The organism is Bacillus mycoides, from assembly GCF_000832605.1.
GTDB classification, from domain to species: domain Bacteria; phylum Bacillota; class Bacilli; order Bacillales; family Bacillaceae_G; genus Bacillus_A; species Bacillus_A mycoides.
This window is the reverse complement of the sequence record NZ_CP009692.1, coordinates 3,029,646-3,044,143: the sequence shown is the minus strand read 5'-3', so window position 1 is coordinate 3,044,143 and position 14,498 is coordinate 3,029,646. Positions and strand designations below refer to the sequence as shown.

At 35.2% G+C, this 14,498-nt stretch carries 18 protein-coding genes and 1 pseudogene; 7 read left to right on the top strand and 12 right to left on the bottom strand.

Annotated features, from left to right (window positions below):
* The first annotated feature begins 49 nt into the window (after positions 1-49).
* Genes BG05_RS17605 through BG05_RS17595 form a run of 3 tightly spaced genes read left to right on the top strand, consistent with a single transcriptional unit; the run spans position 50 to position 1,882 of the window.
* Positions 50-325: a (2Fe-2S)-binding protein gene (locus BG05_RS17605; RefSeq protein ID WP_003189776.1), complete on the top strand. Its 276-nt coding sequence runs from the start codon at positions 50-52 to the stop codon at positions 323-325.
* Positions 318-650: a (2Fe-2S)-binding protein gene (locus BG05_RS17600; RefSeq protein WP_033713751.1), complete on the top strand. Its 333-nt coding sequence runs from the start codon at positions 318-320 to the stop codon at positions 648-650. The genes BG05_RS17605 and BG05_RS17600 overlap by 8 nt, the downstream gene beginning before the upstream one ends.
* Positions 647-1,882, top strand: coding sequence for an NAD(P)/FAD-dependent oxidoreductase (locus BG05_RS17595; protein ID WP_002127769.1), 1,236 nt, complete (start codon positions 647-649; stop codon positions 1,880-1,882). Before BG05_RS17600 ends, BG05_RS17595 begins: the two co-directional genes overlap by 4 nt.
* 24 nt (positions 1,883-1,906) lie before the next feature.
* On the opposite strand, the gene BG05_RS17590 is transcribed toward BG05_RS17595, so the two are convergent.
* Together BG05_RS17590 and BG05_RS17585 are read right to left on the bottom strand one after the other, a co-directional pair.
* Positions 1,907-2,215 (bottom strand): YxcD family protein, encoded by a 309-nt coding sequence (locus BG05_RS17590; protein WP_002127770.1) that lies wholly within the window; start codon positions 2,213-2,215, stop codon positions 1,907-1,909.
* On the bottom strand, positions 2,203-2,652 hold the full coding sequence (locus BG05_RS17585) for a hypothetical protein (protein ID WP_002032604.1): 450 nt from the start codon (positions 2,650-2,652) through the stop codon (positions 2,203-2,205). The genes BG05_RS17590 and BG05_RS17585 overlap by 13 nt, the downstream gene beginning before the upstream one ends.
* A 257-nt stretch (positions 2,653-2,909) precedes the next feature.
* Here BG05_RS17585 and BG05_RS17580 point away from each other — a divergent pair, with 257 nt between their 5' ends.
* Entirely contained in the window at positions 2,910-3,674 is a 765-nt protein-coding gene (locus BG05_RS17580; RefSeq protein ID WP_002085036.1) for a DUF1836 domain-containing protein, read from the top strand.
* 345 nt (positions 3,675-4,019) lie between these two features.
* Positions 4,020-4,625, top strand: a complete 606-nt coding sequence (uptA, locus tag BG05_RS17575; RefSeq protein WP_002032601.1) for an undecaprenyl phosphate transporter UptA — start codon at positions 4,020-4,022, stop codon at positions 4,623-4,625.
* 35 nt (positions 4,626-4,660) lie between these two features.
* Here uptA and BG05_RS17570 read toward each other — a convergent pair whose 3' ends face one another.
* A complete protein-coding gene (locus tag BG05_RS17570) occupies positions 4,661-5,152 on the bottom strand; it encodes a DinB family protein (RefSeq protein ID WP_003189773.1) in 492 nt (163 codons plus the stop codon).
* A 148-nt stretch (positions 5,153-5,300) separates the two neighbouring features.
* On the opposite strand from BG05_RS17570, the gene BG05_RS17565 reads away from it, so the two are divergent.
* Entirely contained in the window at positions 5,301-5,525 is a 225-nt protein-coding gene (locus BG05_RS17565; RefSeq protein WP_033729255.1) for a hypothetical protein, read from the top strand.
* Positions 5,526-5,572: 47 nt separating this feature from the next.
* Here BG05_RS17565 and dltD read toward each other — a convergent pair whose 3' ends face one another.
* The 7 genes from dltD to BG05_RS17530 form a co-directional block, all read right to left on the bottom strand.
* The gene (gene dltD, locus BG05_RS17560) at positions 5,573-6,754 is read right to left on the bottom strand and encodes a D-alanyl-lipoteichoic acid biosynthesis protein DltD (protein ID WP_003189771.1); all 1,182 of its coding nucleotides are present in this window, start codon (positions 6,752-6,754) and stop codon (positions 5,573-5,575) included.
* 335 nt (positions 6,755-7,089) lie between these two features.
* Positions 7,090-8,712, bottom strand: a complete 1,623-nt coding sequence (locus BG05_RS17555; RefSeq protein ID WP_002127776.1) for a peptide ABC transporter substrate-binding protein — start codon at positions 8,710-8,712, stop codon at positions 7,090-7,092.
* A 20-nt stretch (positions 8,713-8,732) separates the two neighbouring features.
* Positions 8,733-9,734, bottom strand: a complete 1,002-nt coding sequence (locus BG05_RS17550) for a C40 family peptidase (RefSeq protein ID WP_002185644.1) — start codon at positions 9,732-9,734, stop codon at positions 8,733-8,735.
* A gap of 39 nt (positions 9,735-9,773) precedes the next feature.
* Positions 9,774-10,835 (bottom strand): dipeptide epimerase, encoded by a 1,062-nt coding sequence (locus tag BG05_RS17545; protein WP_003189768.1) that lies wholly within the window; start codon positions 10,833-10,835, stop codon positions 9,774-9,776.
* Between the two features lie 104 nt (positions 10,836-10,939).
* The gene (locus tag BG05_RS17540; RefSeq protein WP_002127779.1) at positions 10,940-11,266 is read right to left on the bottom strand and encodes a DUF3870 domain-containing protein; all 327 of its coding nucleotides are present in this window, start codon (positions 11,264-11,266) and stop codon (positions 10,940-10,942) included.
* A gap of 88 nt (positions 11,267-11,354) precedes the next feature.
* Positions 11,355-11,630, bottom strand: a complete 276-nt coding sequence (locus BG05_RS17535) for a hypothetical protein (protein ID WP_002127780.1) — start codon at positions 11,628-11,630, stop codon at positions 11,355-11,357.
* A complete protein-coding gene (locus tag BG05_RS17530; protein WP_033734037.1) occupies positions 11,569-11,925 on the bottom strand; it encodes an FtsB family cell division protein in 357 nt (118 codons plus the stop codon). The genes BG05_RS17535 and BG05_RS17530 overlap by 62 nt, the downstream gene beginning before the upstream one ends.
* Positions 11,926-12,213: 288 nt before the next feature.
* On the opposite strand from BG05_RS17530, the pseudogene BG05_RS17525 reads away from it, so the two are divergent.
* Positions 12,214-13,140: pseudogene (locus BG05_RS17525) on the top strand (aldo/keto reductase).
* Positions 13,141-13,188: 48 nt separating this feature from the next.
* Here BG05_RS17525 and BG05_RS17520 read toward each other — a convergent pair.
* Both BG05_RS17520 and BG05_RS17515 read right to left on the bottom strand, forming a co-directional pair.
* A complete protein-coding gene (locus tag BG05_RS17520; protein ID WP_002168209.1) occupies positions 13,189-13,785 on the bottom strand; it encodes a DJ-1/PfpI family protein in 597 nt (198 codons plus the stop codon).
* Positions 13,782-14,273, bottom strand: a complete 492-nt coding sequence (locus tag BG05_RS17515; protein WP_002127784.1) for an ankyrin repeat domain-containing protein — start codon at positions 14,271-14,273, stop codon at positions 13,782-13,784. Before BG05_RS17515 ends, BG05_RS17520 begins: the two co-directional genes overlap by 4 nt.
* Positions 14,274-14,498 lie beyond the last annotated feature (225 nt).

Sequence of the window (14,498 nt, the reverse complement as noted above, 5' to 3'; positions counted from 1 at the left end):
TAGTTTTTGCATAATAATTTATGTAAACCGAACTAGAGGAGGAATACATATGACGAATAAAGAGAACTTAATTGTTTGTCGTTGTGAAGAAGTTACATACGGACAACTTCAATCGACAATTGCTGAATATAATTGCTCAGCTCGTGAGCTAAAACTAAGAACACGTGCTGGTATGGGTTTTTGCGGCGGTAGAACATGTAGAATGACGATAGAACGAATGGTAGAAAATGCGAATCCTAACATATCCCAAAATGAAATTCCATTAAAATATCAACCACCCGTGCGTGCAGTTACTTTTGGAGCGGTAGGTGAAAATCATGAGTAGAATTACAAATCACCCTATTTTAGGTAATTTAAATAATAATCAGCACATCACTTTTCAATTTAACGGTCAACAATACGAAGCATATGAACATGAAACGATAGCGGCCGCTCTACTTGCAAACGGAATAAGAACGTTAAGAGTACATGAAGATAGCGGAACTCCGCGAGGTATTTATTGTAATATCGGGCATTGTTCTGAATGCCGCGTGACTGTAAACAATCAAACGAATGTACGAGCTTGCTTAACTGTAGTTGAAAACGATATGGTTGTTGACAGCGGAAAACAGCATCCAAATATCGTGAGAGAGATGGTGAAAAAGCGATGATCGATGTAATTATTATTGGTGCAGGACCAGCAGGATTATCAGCTTCCATCTCTTGTGCACGTTTTGGACTTAACGTACTTGTTATTGATGAATTTATGAAGCCGGGCGGGAGATTGTTAGGACAGTTGCATCAAGAGCCTACTGGGGAATGGTGGAACGGAATAGAAGAATCAAAACGTCTTCACGAAGAAGCAAAATCCCTATCAGTCGATATTCGGTGCGGTGTTTCCGTATATAATTTAGATAAAGATGAGAGTTGTTGGTTCGTGCATACAAATATCGGTACGTTAGAAGCACCGTTCGTACTAATTGCTACTGGGGCTGCGGAGTATTCTATTCCCCTACCCGGTTGGACACTTCCAGGGGTTATGTCAATTGGCGCAGCTCAAGTTATGACAAATGTTCACCGCGTTCAAGTTGGTAAAAAGGGAATCATTATCGGTGCTAATATTTTGTCATTCGCCATTTTAAACGAATTGCAATTAGCTGGCATCACAGTGGATCATATTGTAATCCCTGAAAAAAGCGAGTTAAGCCAAAAGGCCGGTGAACCAGAAGAAGTTTTAAAATCGCTCTTAAATGCGGCTCACCTCGCCCCATCTCCCTTCCTACGTATAGGTAGCCGTTTTATGAAATATGATTGGATTCGAAAAGCTGGATTAACATTTTATCCAAATAGCGGCATGAAAATAAACGGGACGCCGCTTCATCTTCGTAAAGCTGCACTTGAAATTATCGGTACAGATCAAGTAGAGGGTGTACGTGTTGCTAACATTGACTCTAAAGGGAATATTATTAACGGATCAGAAAAGATCTATGAGGCAGACTTCGTTTGTATAGCCGGAGGTTTATATCCGCTTGCTGAGCTTGCCGCTGTAGCAGGATGCCCTTTCCATTACATTCCAGAATTAGGCGGACATGTTCCACTTCATTCAGAAGAAATGGAAACCCCTCTTCCAGGTTTATTTGTAGCTGGAAATATTACTGGCATTGAAAGCGGAAAAATCGCGATGGTGCAAGGGACAGTTGCAGGTCTATCTGTCGCTAAACATGCAAGTGAGAAACTTGACGTAGTCGACCAACAATTACAACAAGCAATTCAAAACGTTCACTCTGTTCGTCAAAAAGCAGCGATTCAATTTAATCCAATGATTGATGTTGGTAGACGGAAGATGAATGAACTTTGGCGTGATTATTCTTCTACATATGCACATACTAAAAAGAGCTGCTGAGATTACTCTCAACAGCTCTTTTCACTACTCGTCCGAGTTATTAAATTTCGCTAATGCGTAAATGCCTTCTTCATCATCTAATTCAAGTTGCAATCTTGCTGCAAATGAATTGACGTTGTATTCTCGATCAAGCAACAAGCGTAGTGCTTCGATTAAGTTTGCTTGAATTAAAATTTGCTGGCGACCATTTACCTCTACTTCTGCAGAGAAACCGTAGTCATCATCATACATTAGTTCAACTGAAACTTCTTCTGGACCAACTTGTCGTTTTTCAGCGATATATACGCAAAGTGCATTTATAAGTTCTTGTTCAGAAATTTTTATTGTTTCCATGCTACTTCATCTGCCTTTTTCTTACGTTGATCTTTGAAGTATTTAAATGCACGAACTGCTAACATTACGATACCAGCCATTACTAACATATTTACCATAAACGCTAATACAGAACCAAGTGCTCCCATATTTGCAAATAAGCTACCCATTAGTAAACCACCAAGACCACCTAGTAATAGGCCTTTCATAAAGCCACCTTTATTACTTTTTGGCGCTGTGTTTGTTGCTTTTGTTTTTGAATCAGTTGTCGTTTTTTGTGAATTCACATTAGAATCTTTTTTGTTTAAATCAACTTTTGACTTTTGACCTGAACTTGGTGTATATGATTTTTTACCAGATTTGTAACTTTTCGCTGCCGCATGATCTACGAACATAAAGCTACTAGCCCCAAAGATAACCATGAATGCTGTCATTACTGCTACAAGTTTTTTCAACATATTATATCCATTCTCCTTTTATATAGATATATGTGAAATCTATCTTTCTAGTAAATTCAGAATGATAGATTTGTTTTAAAACCATTTTAAAGGTTCTTATGAACTTATTATATGAACTTTTGTCGAAATATGCAAGCATTATTTACTTACGACAATTTCATGACATAGGAAAAATTAAGCAAAACGGAATTGACTTTAAATGAAACAAAACATATTATAAGTTCATAAGAACTTTTTATAATTTTGGAGGTGAAAAGATGGAAACATTTCATCTCACACGAAACGAAATGGCAACGCTCCTTCTATCACTAAGAGGATGGAATACGAAGAAGCCTCTCGGCATTTTACAAGAAGCTTGGGCAAAGTCACATAAAAAAGATATTGAAAGCGGACAAAGCGTTACTGCTTTTATTACAACCGCACTTTCACCTATTTTTGAAAAATTGATTAAGATTGACGATACGGATGTCGGTTTTTCTTTAAATGAAATAGTTGCGCTTGGCAATCAGATTGAAAACACGAGTTTCTCTGTAACTGCTATGCAAAACTGGGTGAAACGAGATATAAAAGAAATGATTGGCTCACCTCAAAAAGGGAAAAAATACTCAATCGAACAAGCAGCATTACTATTCATTGTCGAAGATTTAAAAACAGCGCTTGATTTTGAATCTATTCGCAAACTATTACGACTCATCGTAAATGACCCGGCCGATCGAAGTGATGATTTAATTAATCCTCTTCATTTATATGTAGCTTATTCTTCTTTATTTGAAGAACTGAATCAAGGGAATTGCTTACAACTAAATGCTACAGATACAGTTCATACGATCGAAAATATCGTAAAAGAAAAAGCTGATAAAATAGCAAGTAAGTTCGATCAAATTAATAACGAACAACGCGAAGCAATTCGTAACGCTATTATTATCGCCACACTTTCTGTACATACCGCTTATGTACAAATGCTAGCGAAACGATATGTGACAGCAACATTATTTTTACAAAATTTAGATGTGAAACCTTAAAAAACAGGAGCAGATTTGCTCCTGTTTTTTTATATCAATATATCTTTTGTACTATTAAGCTCACATGAAATTCGAAATTGCCCTTCATGAACTTTTTCGGAGACTAAAAAAGTTTTATGTAGACACCTTTATTCTCACTAATATATGAGAAATTTTTAATAATCTTTTCATTATCTCTTCATGAAAACTGGGCTTATATCCTTTACTATAATACTTATGAGAGACATAAAAGAATTGAAATGGCAATCCACTATATAAATAAGGTATAATCTACATATAGTGAACCTTTTACATTGTTAAATAAAGGGGCTTATATTCAAAATTCATAAATTAGAAGGTGCAACAATGTTAAGTAGTTTTATTCATTCAGTATTAACATTTTTTGAGGGATTAGGTTATTGGGGCATAATGCTTGGACTTATGATTGAAATTATTCCAAGTGAGATTGTCCTTGCTTATGCGGGATACTTAGTATTCAATGGTAGTATCTCATTTGTAGGCGCAGTTATATTCGGTACAATTGGTGGGGTTATTGCCCAAATCTTTGTTTACTGGATTGGTCGATATGGTGGTCGCCCTGTATTAGAACGTTACGGTAAGTATATTTTCATACATAAAAAACAAATGGATGCTGCTGAAGATTGGTTTAATCGTTACGGAACTGGCGTAATTTTCACTGCACGTTTCATTCCTATCGTTCGTCATGCGATATCAATTCCTGCTGGTATTACAAAAATGCCATTACTACGTTTCACTACATTAACAGCACTTGCGATCATCCCTTGGTCTATCATTTTCATTTATTTAGGTGAGAAACTAGGTGAAAATTGGGAGAATATTAACGATATTGCTGGACCGTATGTGAAATCGTTCGCTATCGGTGGCGTTGTACTTATACTTTTATATTTCGTAATAAAAAAGTGGACAAAAAAACGTAAAAATCTTGCTTAAGATTATAATAAAAACCGCTATAAATTCATGTAGAATTATAGCGGTTTTTTATTATAGGCTTGTTTATATATTATAAATTGCATTATTTCTTCTTTATGCTTTAAGTCATGCTGAATGAGTGATGGAAAATAATCGTTTAACCTCACTCTTTTTGTGCCGAATTGATAGTCACCATTAAAATTCTGGGCAGGAATTTGATTAATTTGATCAACTAATTGTTTACGAGTAAAGCTGAATTGATCTAATAGTTCTTCTTTTGAAATACCGGATCTCGCATATTTTATTGCACCCTCATTCATTTCCTCAACACCTGTTGGAACATTGGATACAGATTGTCCGCTTATAAAGTATGGAATTCTAAACTTCATTAAAAACTCATCCCAAACGATTAAATGTGAAATCACATCCGCGGTTCCCCATGAACCTTTTCTAAAAGGTTTAAACCATACATCATTAGTTACATACTTCAACGTTTGGCACCAATCTATTAGACTTAACTTTTTTTCTAGAATACTTTCTTTCTCCATAATTCATTCCTTCCTCTTTCACACTAATAATCGATTCATATATAACTTCTAGACATTACATAAAAACCCCTCCAGTCTAAGATTTACATGGATAAGCAACAATTCCACTATAAAATACGTATAGTAACTCAAAAAGGATTGATTCCCTATGCATTGGCAGCAAAAAGCACCATACTTAATCGGACGCCCTGTTGGTGTTTCTCTCATTAATGGGCAAGGGACATCCGGCGTTTTATGCGGCGTTCAAAATAATCAATTATTTGTTTACGAATACCTTTACCAAGCCCAGTTCGCCATGAAACATTATGACTTTAGACAAATTCAAGATATACACGTCTTTCCAAATTGCCCACACCAAAATCCTCTATACTAAAAAACAGGAACGGCTTTATTGCCATTCCTGTTTCTATTGTTTATGCATTATTTTTCAGAGTAAAACTTCTGCACTGCTTCATCAAAATAGATCCATCCTTTCCAGCCTAAATGAATCGTATCTTTTAAGAAATACTTATCATATTCATGGCTAGAAAAATCGACTACTGGGTATCCCGCTTTCTCAACTTGATCGCGAACCTTATTGTAATACACATCACGACGTTCTTTTGGGAAACCAGCGTAATCATACCACGGTCCGTTTACAGGCACAGAAATAAAGAGTGGTTTTACATTTTTTTCTTTGAAAAGATCTAAAACAATTTGTAAGTCATCATATTCTGGTGAATCATCATACGATTCATTTGCTCTAAAGTTTTTTAAACCTTTTAATTTTTTCTTTAAATTATGTTTATAATAATATGGATTTTCAATTCCGAATGTATTTGTTGTGGATCCTACTTTACCTTCTTGTTCCGCATGTTTACGTGCATCTTCCCAAGAAAGCGAACGTAATCCCATATTTGTTTCCTCTTTCATCGGTTCGATCTTAAATAGAGAGTTACATAAATCTCGATGATCTAAAATGTTCCGGTACATATACGCTAGCGGTTTAGCTAGTCCAGCTTTTATGTTATGTTTTGTATCGTTATATACAATACTTTCTAGCGAACTACTTAATATCGCATCCTTACGAACAACTTTATAATCTAGTAAACGTTTCGCGATTTTTTTCTTCATTTCAGGCTTTATTTCGTCATTAAAAATAAAGTGATAGGCTTGTTGTTTGGAGAAATTATTTGTAAAATCCCCTTGTGATACACCGGTTTTTGTAAACCATTGTGGTGAAAGAACAAAGACTACCTTTTTACCTTCTAATTCATCCATTGTAGACGTCATATTTAATATATGAGCCAAGCTTTGCGTACCACCAGTCCCTATTAAAAATGGAGTAAAACCTGCTGGATTTACTCTAAAATAGTTAGATGGATGATATGCATCCATTCGTAAAAACTCTGATGAACCATACATCGGTAAATACTGCGAATTCTCTAACATTTTCTGTTGCAAGAAAACACTTTGTAATTTCTCTTTTTGTAAGGAAGTTGCTGCATCTTCTATCTTTTTATCGCTTATTAGTGACACTAAACTCTTAGATGGAATAAGCAATACAATGAAAAAGAGTACACAGGCTAAAATAATTGGTCCGAAAGCATGCTTCATCTTCATCGTTTATTCCTCTTTCTATTGCTAATAAATTGTAACCCTTGTTTATGACACGTCATCATTTTTCTCCTTTTTTCTATACATGTCCCATTCTATTTATCTATTGTATACATGTATGTATTCCTCTCTTTTCTCTGCAAATTCATACATTCATAGAGAAAGAAAATGTTTCCAAAGAAACATGTTAATTATACAAGATTCTACATAAATTTCACACTGGAATTTATGTAATAATTTTATTTTTAAGCTATGAAAAAACTTATAAAATGTCTATAATTCATTTGAATCTATAAGAAAAAACAGACTATCACATACGTGAAGTCTGTTTCTCCATCACTTTATTTTTGTACATCTGCCCATTTTAAACTTGTAGCTGGACCGAATTGATGTACATATAATTCTTTCACATATGGTTTTTGTAAGTAAGAAAGACCGCGCTGGAATACTGGTGCAATTACCGCATCATCAAGGAGCACTTTTTCCGCATCTTGCAGTGCTTTCCAACGAGCTTTTTCATCATTACCTAATTCTGTTTTAATCTTCTTAATTAACGCATCATATTCTGGATTTGCATATCCTGTATTATTTACGGTACTTCCCGAAAGGAAAACTTCTAAGTATGTCATTGGATCTGGATAATCAGGTAACCAACGTGATAACGACATTTCGTATTCTTTTTTCTTCTCTAACGCTAATTTTTGCGTATGTGGTTGTAATTTCACATTTACTTTTAGCCCCGGTAAGTTTTTCTCAAGCTGTTCTTTAATATATTCGCCTACCTTTTTAAAGTTCTCTAAGTCATAGTTTAATAGTTCTAACGTCACTTCATTTGTGCCTGTCTCTTGCTTCGCCTTTTCCCAATATTCTTTCGCTTGTTTTACATCCGTCTTATTAAACTCACCTGCCGTACTTCTAAAATCTTTCTTATCTGGTCCTTTTAAAAATCCTTTTGGTACGTAATAATTCGCAGCAACTGATCCGTCATTTAAAAATGATGTCGCCAAGCCCTTTTTATCAAACACTGTACTTAGCGCAAGACGTGCATTTTTATTTTTAAGAATCGGCACATTTTCATTGAAACGGAAGAAATACATAACCGGATCTGTATATTGTTTCAACTCTTTATTATTTTTATATTTATCTACGAATTCTGTTGAAATGACAGCTCTATCAACTTTATCTGTCTCATATAAATTTACCGCAGTTGAAATTTCTTTAACAATTTGATAGTTTACTTCATCTAACTTCACTTCTTTTTTATCCCAATATTTATCGTTTTTCTTCATTGTAAAGCTCGCTTCGTGCTTCCACTCTGATAATGTAAACGGCCCATTATATATCGCTTTATTTGCCTCTAACCCGTATTTATCACCTTGCTCCTTCGCATATTTTTCATTAATTGGATAGAAAGATGGTAAAATGAGTAGTTTCGTAAAATACGGTACAGGATGTTCCAGCTCTACAACGAACGTTTTATCATCCTTTGCTTTCACACCTAATTCTTCTAAGCCTAATTGTTTCTTATTTATCTTCTCCGCATTTTTCACATCGTACGCGATATATGCATATTGAGAGGCTGTATCTGGATTTATAAGTTGCTTCCAAGCATATACGTAATCATGAGCTGTTACTGGATCTCCGTTAGACCATTTCGCATCACGTAAGTGGAATGTATATGTCTTACCATCTTTACTCACTTCATATTTTTGTGCTCCCGCTTGAATCACTTCATCATTTTTCGATAAACGGAATAACCCTTCCATTACGTTATTCAAAACGTTAAATGATACCGCATCTGTTACTTTCCCTGAATTTAATGATGGAATTTCACCCGTTTCTAGTAGTTGTAATACTTTCTTCTCATCTTTCGGCTTTGTAGCTGTTTTTTCTTTAGCACAGCCTACTAAAAATGAAGATACAAGTAGAGTACTAACTAATGAGTAGCGAACAACCTTTTTCATATAAAGCCCCCCTATCTTTTTTAAGGTAAGTAACGACGAGCACCAGCGTATTCTTCTATATATCCTGGTGTATTTAGCGGTATAATTTCTACCGATCTTTCAGCCTTTGGAGAGTGAATCATATTTCCATCACCAATATACATGGCAACGTGATGAACACTACCTTTTCCTTGATTATGTGCAAAGAATATTAAATCGCCCTTTTGTAGGTTTTCTTTATCAACCGCAATTCCTGCTTTTGATTGTGGCCCAGAATCCCTCGGTATTGTAATGCCATGTGATTTATAAATCGTATGTGTAAATCCAGAGCAATCAAATCCAAAACCACTTGTACCAGCCCATATATACGGTAATCCTAAAAACATTTTTCCGGTGTTTATTAAGTCATCAGCGGTTGGAGTCGGAATATCATTTTGAGAATGGTAAACAGTTCCATCATTTTTCCGTAGCCACGCCTTCTGACCATTTGGCAACAATACGCGGTATGAGATCGTATCTTCACTTAATAGCGGTAAACGCGTATTATAACTGACTTCTAGCGATTTATGTTTTTCAGAAGGGTTAATATATACAATTGCTGTCGGTTTCGTTACTAATACAAAAGCTTCGTTTGTTTTATCTGCAAATTCCTGATTATACGTTAATTGTTTTTCAGGCATCCACCCTGGATACCCTTCTTCATTTCGCGGCGTTGGCTGTCCGTGCACTAGTACTTTTACCCAATCACCTTTTTTATCAATTACTGTTACTTCTTGACCGAGTAGCGCTTGCGTTTCTAATTTATTTGCACTCGTTAACCAAAGCTTCTCATCTAGCGTCATTGATTTCGTCCACTTCCATAAATCAACTGGATTTGTCGCACTCGGTGCATCAATTGGTCGTAATGAATCTGGTGCAGTCCATAACGTTGCAGCAGATACATCTATAAATGCTTTACTATCCTTCTTCTCTTCAGCATTCACCGAAGTAAACGATGAAAATATAAATAAAGTTGTTAAAAATGCAGTTCCTACTTTTTTCATATATATCCCCCTTATAAGATAGTTTACTAGGTACTACTTCTAAGATTGTATATTCACTATAGAATGCAGGTTTACCTTTGGACCAGTGTAAGTCATCCCTTCTGGCTCTTCTACTAACCATAACGGTGCATCAAGATCAAAGTAATGAATATTCGGATGAGCCGCAGCTAAATGGGCAACAGCGCTAACTGAAAGTGAAGATTCCATCATACTTCCGACCATACATTTCACACCTGCTGCTTCCGCAATATCCGCAATTTTCCATGCTTCTCGTATGCCGCCGCATTTCATTAATTTAATATTAAGTAGGTCTGCATATCCTCCTTGGACAATTTTTAATGCGTCTCTTGCCGAAAACATACTTTCATCTGCCATAATAGGCGTTTGTACATTGTCCTTCACGTACTTTAATCCTTCCCAATCTTTCGCATGAACTGGTTGTTCTACAAATTCTATATTTAAATTTCTATTCTCCAATTCTCTAATAATAGAAACCGCTTCTTTCGGTTTCCATCCTTGATTTGCATCTAAACGTAACGTCGTATTCTTTGGTACTACATTTCGAATTGCCTCTATGCGTTCTAAATCTAAATGTGCCTCTTTACCCACCTTAATTTTTAATGTTTGGAATCCCTTTTCGATATGCTTTTTCGCTTCTTTTGCCATTAATAAAGGCTCATCAACACTTACTGTAATATCAGTATAAATCTCTTTCTTCCCACCTAACAATGCATATAACGGTATGTTGTGAAATCGACAATATACATCGTATAAAGCCATATCTACCGCCGCTTTCGCACTTGTATTTCCTATACAGCTCATTTGAATGTGTAACAATAACGTTTGAAATTGCAGCACACCTTTATCAACTAATACGGAGCGAATTGGCCCTAATATTGCTTCCTCAATCCCGTTGGCAAAATCACCTGTAATAACTGGTGTTGCTGCAGCAGCTCCTTTTCCAACAATCCCTTCATCTGTATGAATAAACACATCTATACTTTCGATTTCCGTTACAGTGCGAAGCGCAGTTTTAAACGGTGTATGAAGCTTTACATGTCGGCGGTTTACCTTCACATCGGTAATTTTCATTTTGTTCATCCTTTCATTGTTTATAGAGTGATACTTTAATATCCGGGTGGCTTTTCCGTTAATGTGAAACAAAAAAATCCAGCCATAAGAAGATTCTTACGGCTGGATTTTGTCTATGAATGGGTAGACAAAGCAGCGATCTGATTATATTTTTTCTGTGCATCCTTTAGCGCTACAAGTAGCGCCTTTTGACACGAACCGAAGTACCGATTTTTTATTTCTGTTACTAATGCTGGGTCATTAATATTTTTATGTAGAAACAAATATTTAACAAATTGAGATGTTAATGCAATTGTGGCTGAGCAATCTGCATCTACAATTTCCCCTGTATCCTTCTCAAGTACAAATGCTACAAAATAACTTTTGAACTTTTCGGTAATGGGATTATTTTGAGGTGCTTTCGCATCCCCTACGACGTAAATTGTATTTGAAGCGTACACAGCTATCTTCCTTTCTTATACGAGGATAACGGTTTTCTTAACAGACGTATAAGCTGTTAACTCAACGTTGATTAAAAAATGTATCCGCTTACCTTGTATTATATACAATTGACAGAATTTTAACAATATTTATCTTGACATATATTCCATAATTATGAAAATCTCTTAAAACAATTAAAATTGGCTCAAACTTCTCATTTTTACAATATGTCATTTCTCCTTGTACCATGACATTCACACTACAAACAACTTTTCCCTCATACATCAAAAAACAGTTAGCTATCGCTAACTGTTCCACCACTTCACTTTGGCAATACGAATATTGTTTCGTTTGACTTAGAAAATTGATACTCTTTTCTAGCAAACTTTAAAATCTCTTCTTCATTATCGGTTAAATTCTCAATGTTAATCTTTAAAGAACCTTGATCTTTCTTTAAAGAAACTAATTGTTTCTTTTGATTTGTTATTGTATTTTTTTTGCCATTAATTACTTCTTGTTGTTTCGTTAAAATATATTGAACGTACAAAGTAGTCACAGCAATAAAAATGAACATGAAAATAAAACGCCTTAACTTCTTCTTATTTATAGTTCGCTTGTCGTTAGGCTGTGATAGTTGCTCTGGTATATTAGGAACATTGACTCTTTTGAGTTTCCTCATTTTCAAATCCCCCTACCCCATATTTTCTCACTACCATAGGCACGATCTCTTACTAACTTAAATTCTATTCTTATAAAATAACCTCCTTCACAAAAAAATCTCACAAATTAACCAATTAGAGATAGCGTTCGACGACATCTCTGTATTTAAAATGAGAATTTTTATTTATGCTGCTATAAAATAGTAGTTTATGTTATTCTTTTTCCCCAATTGTAGAAAACATTTTTACACATATAAATTCTAGTTTTGCATACCGATGTTATAACATGCTTACAAGGAGGAAAAATGATGCACTACCGTACATTAGGTAAAACTGGAATTACTGTTTCTGAAATTGGCTTTGGAGCGTGGGCGATTGGCGGCGATGAATGGGGTCCTGTTAACGACAAACAATCTATAACCGCTATGAAGAAAGCAATTGAATGTGGCGTAAACTTTATTGATACTGCTGATGTATACGGATTAGGACATAGTGAAAGGTTAGTAACTCAAGCGATAAGAGAGCACCGTAATAATATCGTTTTATCAACGAAAGGCGGTTTAATTGGTCATCACTATGATCCAAGTGGAGAGCCTGTTTATAATACTGCAGAAAAAGTGATCGCAGTATTTGAAACTAGCTTACTGCGCCTAGAAACAGATTATATTGATGTTTATTTCTGTCACATTTGGTGGGATAAACAAGAAGAAACAGAAGCATTTTTACGAGCATTTGAAATATTAAAACGGGACGGAAAAGTAAGAGCTGTTGGTGTTTCAACTCACGACATACAATATATAAAACACTTCAATAAAAACAATGAAATTGATGTTGTGCAACTTGATTACAACATATTAAACCGAAAACCGGAAAACGACATACTGCCCTACCTACAGGAGAACAATTTAGGAGCTGTTATACGCGGCCCTTTAAAAATGGGGATATTAACTGGAAAATTTACAAATAAAACAACTTTTCTTGACGGAGATTTACGCAAAGAATGACCAAAAGAAAAGTGGTTTCAAGAAGATTTACAAAAAGTAGAGAAACTACGATTACTCTCAAATGAAAATCAAACCTTAGGGCAACTTGCACTTCGTTATGTCCTCACTCATCCAGCGGTATCGGTCGCAATTCCTGGCGCAAAAACAGAAAAACAAGCGAAAGAAAATGCAGACTCGTCTATCCGTCCGATTCTTACAGATGAGGAATTAGCGCATATTCAGTCAATATAAAACAAGACCAGCAGCTGGAAATATCCAACTGCTGGTCTTGTTTTACTTTTAATACTTTAAATCTATATCATATTCCATCCTCTTCGCTGTTTCTTCAGCAACCCGAGCACCCAACAAATTTCGCACAATGTGAAATGACATATTAATTCCAGCTGAAATTCCTCCAGACGTAATAATATGCCCCTCATCTACAAACTTTACATTCTCTAATACTTCCACATTCGGAAAATCATTTCTAAAACTTTCAATACTTGCCCAATGTGTTGTCGCTTTGAAGCCATCGAGTAATCCAGCTTTCGCAAGTAAAAGCGCACCGGTACAAACAGAAGTCATTAACTTTACTTCTTTCATTTGCTCGCGGATCCAATTTGTTATTATTTCATTTTTCATTTCGTTTTCTCTAACACCTAACCCACCAGGAATAATTAAAATATCAACTGGAGGCAAGTTTTCGATACTATAGTCCGGTTGTACCTTTAATCCATTTCTCGCTGTAATCATTTCTCCATCTTGACTAACAGTATGAACTGTAAATAGTTGACCTTCACTTGTTGCTGTAACGGAAAAAACTTCAAATGGACCCGCAAAATCTAACACTTCCACTTCATTAAAAAGAAAAATCCCTACATTCCAGTGGCTAATCATAAGCTCACTTCCTCTTGCAAATGATGTAATAGGGATTCATACCCTTTTTCTAAAGCAATATCATATGCGGTTTTTCCATCATTTTTCTTAATCATTTTATTAGCACCATTTTCAAGAAGTAATATAATGATTTCTTCATTTCCTAATAACGCCGCTTCATGAAGTCCTGTCCAGCCACCACTTTGCACAGCATTCACATCTGATCCCTTTTCAATTAAGAAAGCTACAAGCTCGCTTTGCTTATTCGCAATTGCTGCTTGAAGAGGTGTATTTTCATTTTCGTTTTTTGCTCTAATATGTATTTCTGCTCCCTGTTCTAAAAGGAAACTTGCAATTTCTTTCTGTCCAAAATAAGCAGCTAAGTGAAGCGGTGTCCATCCATCTTCACTAAATGAGTTAACAACACTTGGATCCGTATTAATGATTTCTACTACCTTTTCTTTTTCCCCTCTTATGACTGCTTGTGATATTGATATGATTTGTTCCATAATGAACCTCCATGTATACAAATGTTAAGTACCCCTTAATAAATTCCATTAATAATCACATGTTCCTTTCTAAATAATTAAGTTTACATAATAATATTATTTTTATAATTCGCTATCCTAATAAAAAAACAACCCACTCTAATGAGTAGATTGTTTTTGAATTTCATTTTTATATTTGTTTAAAAAAATATCATTTTCACTTACAACTAATAAACATTAATAAAA

Bases quoted from the DNA above. Each gene is read 5' to 3' on its own strand.
- BG05_RS17605 (WP_003189776.1), top strand. From the start codon at position 50: ATGACGAATAAAGAGAACTTAATTGTTTGTCGTTGTGAAGAAGTTACA.
- BG05_RS17600 (WP_033713751.1), top strand. From the start codon at position 318: ATGAGTAGAATTACAAATCACCCTATTTTAGGTAATTTAAATAATAAT.
- BG05_RS17595 (WP_002127769.1), top strand. From the start codon at position 647: ATGATCGATGTAATTATTATTGGTGCAGGACCAGCAGGATTATCAGCT.
- BG05_RS17590 (WP_002127770.1), bottom strand. From the start codon at position 2,215: ATGGAAACAATAAAAATTTCTGAACAAGAACTTATAAATGCACTTTGC.
- BG05_RS17585 (WP_002032604.1), bottom strand. From the start codon at position 2,652: ATGTTGAAAAAACTTGTAGCAGTAATGACAGCATTCATGGTTATCTTT.
- BG05_RS17580 (WP_002085036.1), top strand. From the start codon at position 2,910: ATGGAAACATTTCATCTCACACGAAACGAAATGGCAACGCTCCTTCTA.
- uptA (WP_002032601.1), top strand. From the start codon at position 4,020: ATGTTAAGTAGTTTTATTCATTCAGTATTAACATTTTTTGAGGGATTA.
- BG05_RS17570 (WP_003189773.1), bottom strand. From the start codon at position 5,152: ATGGAGAAAGAAAGTATTCTAGAAAAAAAGTTAAGTCTAATAGATTGG.
- BG05_RS17565 (WP_033729255.1), top strand. From the start codon at position 5,301: ATGCATTGGCAGCAAAAAGCACCATACTTAATCGGACGCCCTGTTGGT.
- dltD (WP_003189771.1), bottom strand. From the start codon at position 6,754: ATGAAGATGAAGCATGCTTTCGGACCAATTATTTTAGCCTGTGTACTC.
- BG05_RS17555 (WP_002127776.1), bottom strand. From the start codon at position 8,712: ATGAAAAAGGTTGTTCGCTACTCATTAGTTAGTACTCTACTTGTATCT.
- BG05_RS17550 (WP_002185644.1), bottom strand. From the start codon at position 9,734: ATGAAAAAAGTAGGAACTGCATTTTTAACAACTTTATTTATATTTTCA.
- BG05_RS17545 (WP_003189768.1), bottom strand. From the start codon at position 10,835: ATGAACAAAATGAAAATTACCGATGTGAAGGTAAACCGCCGACATGTA.
- BG05_RS17530 (WP_033734037.1), bottom strand. From the start codon at position 11,925: ATGAGGAAACTCAAAAGAGTCAATGTTCCTAATATACCAGAGCAACTA.
- BG05_RS17520 (WP_002168209.1), bottom strand. From the start codon at position 13,785: ATGATTAGCCACTGGAATGTAGGGATTTTTCTTTTTAATGAAGTGGAA.
- BG05_RS17515 (WP_002127784.1), bottom strand. From the start codon at position 14,273: ATGGAACAAATCATATCAATATCACAAGCAGTCATAAGAGGGGAAAAA.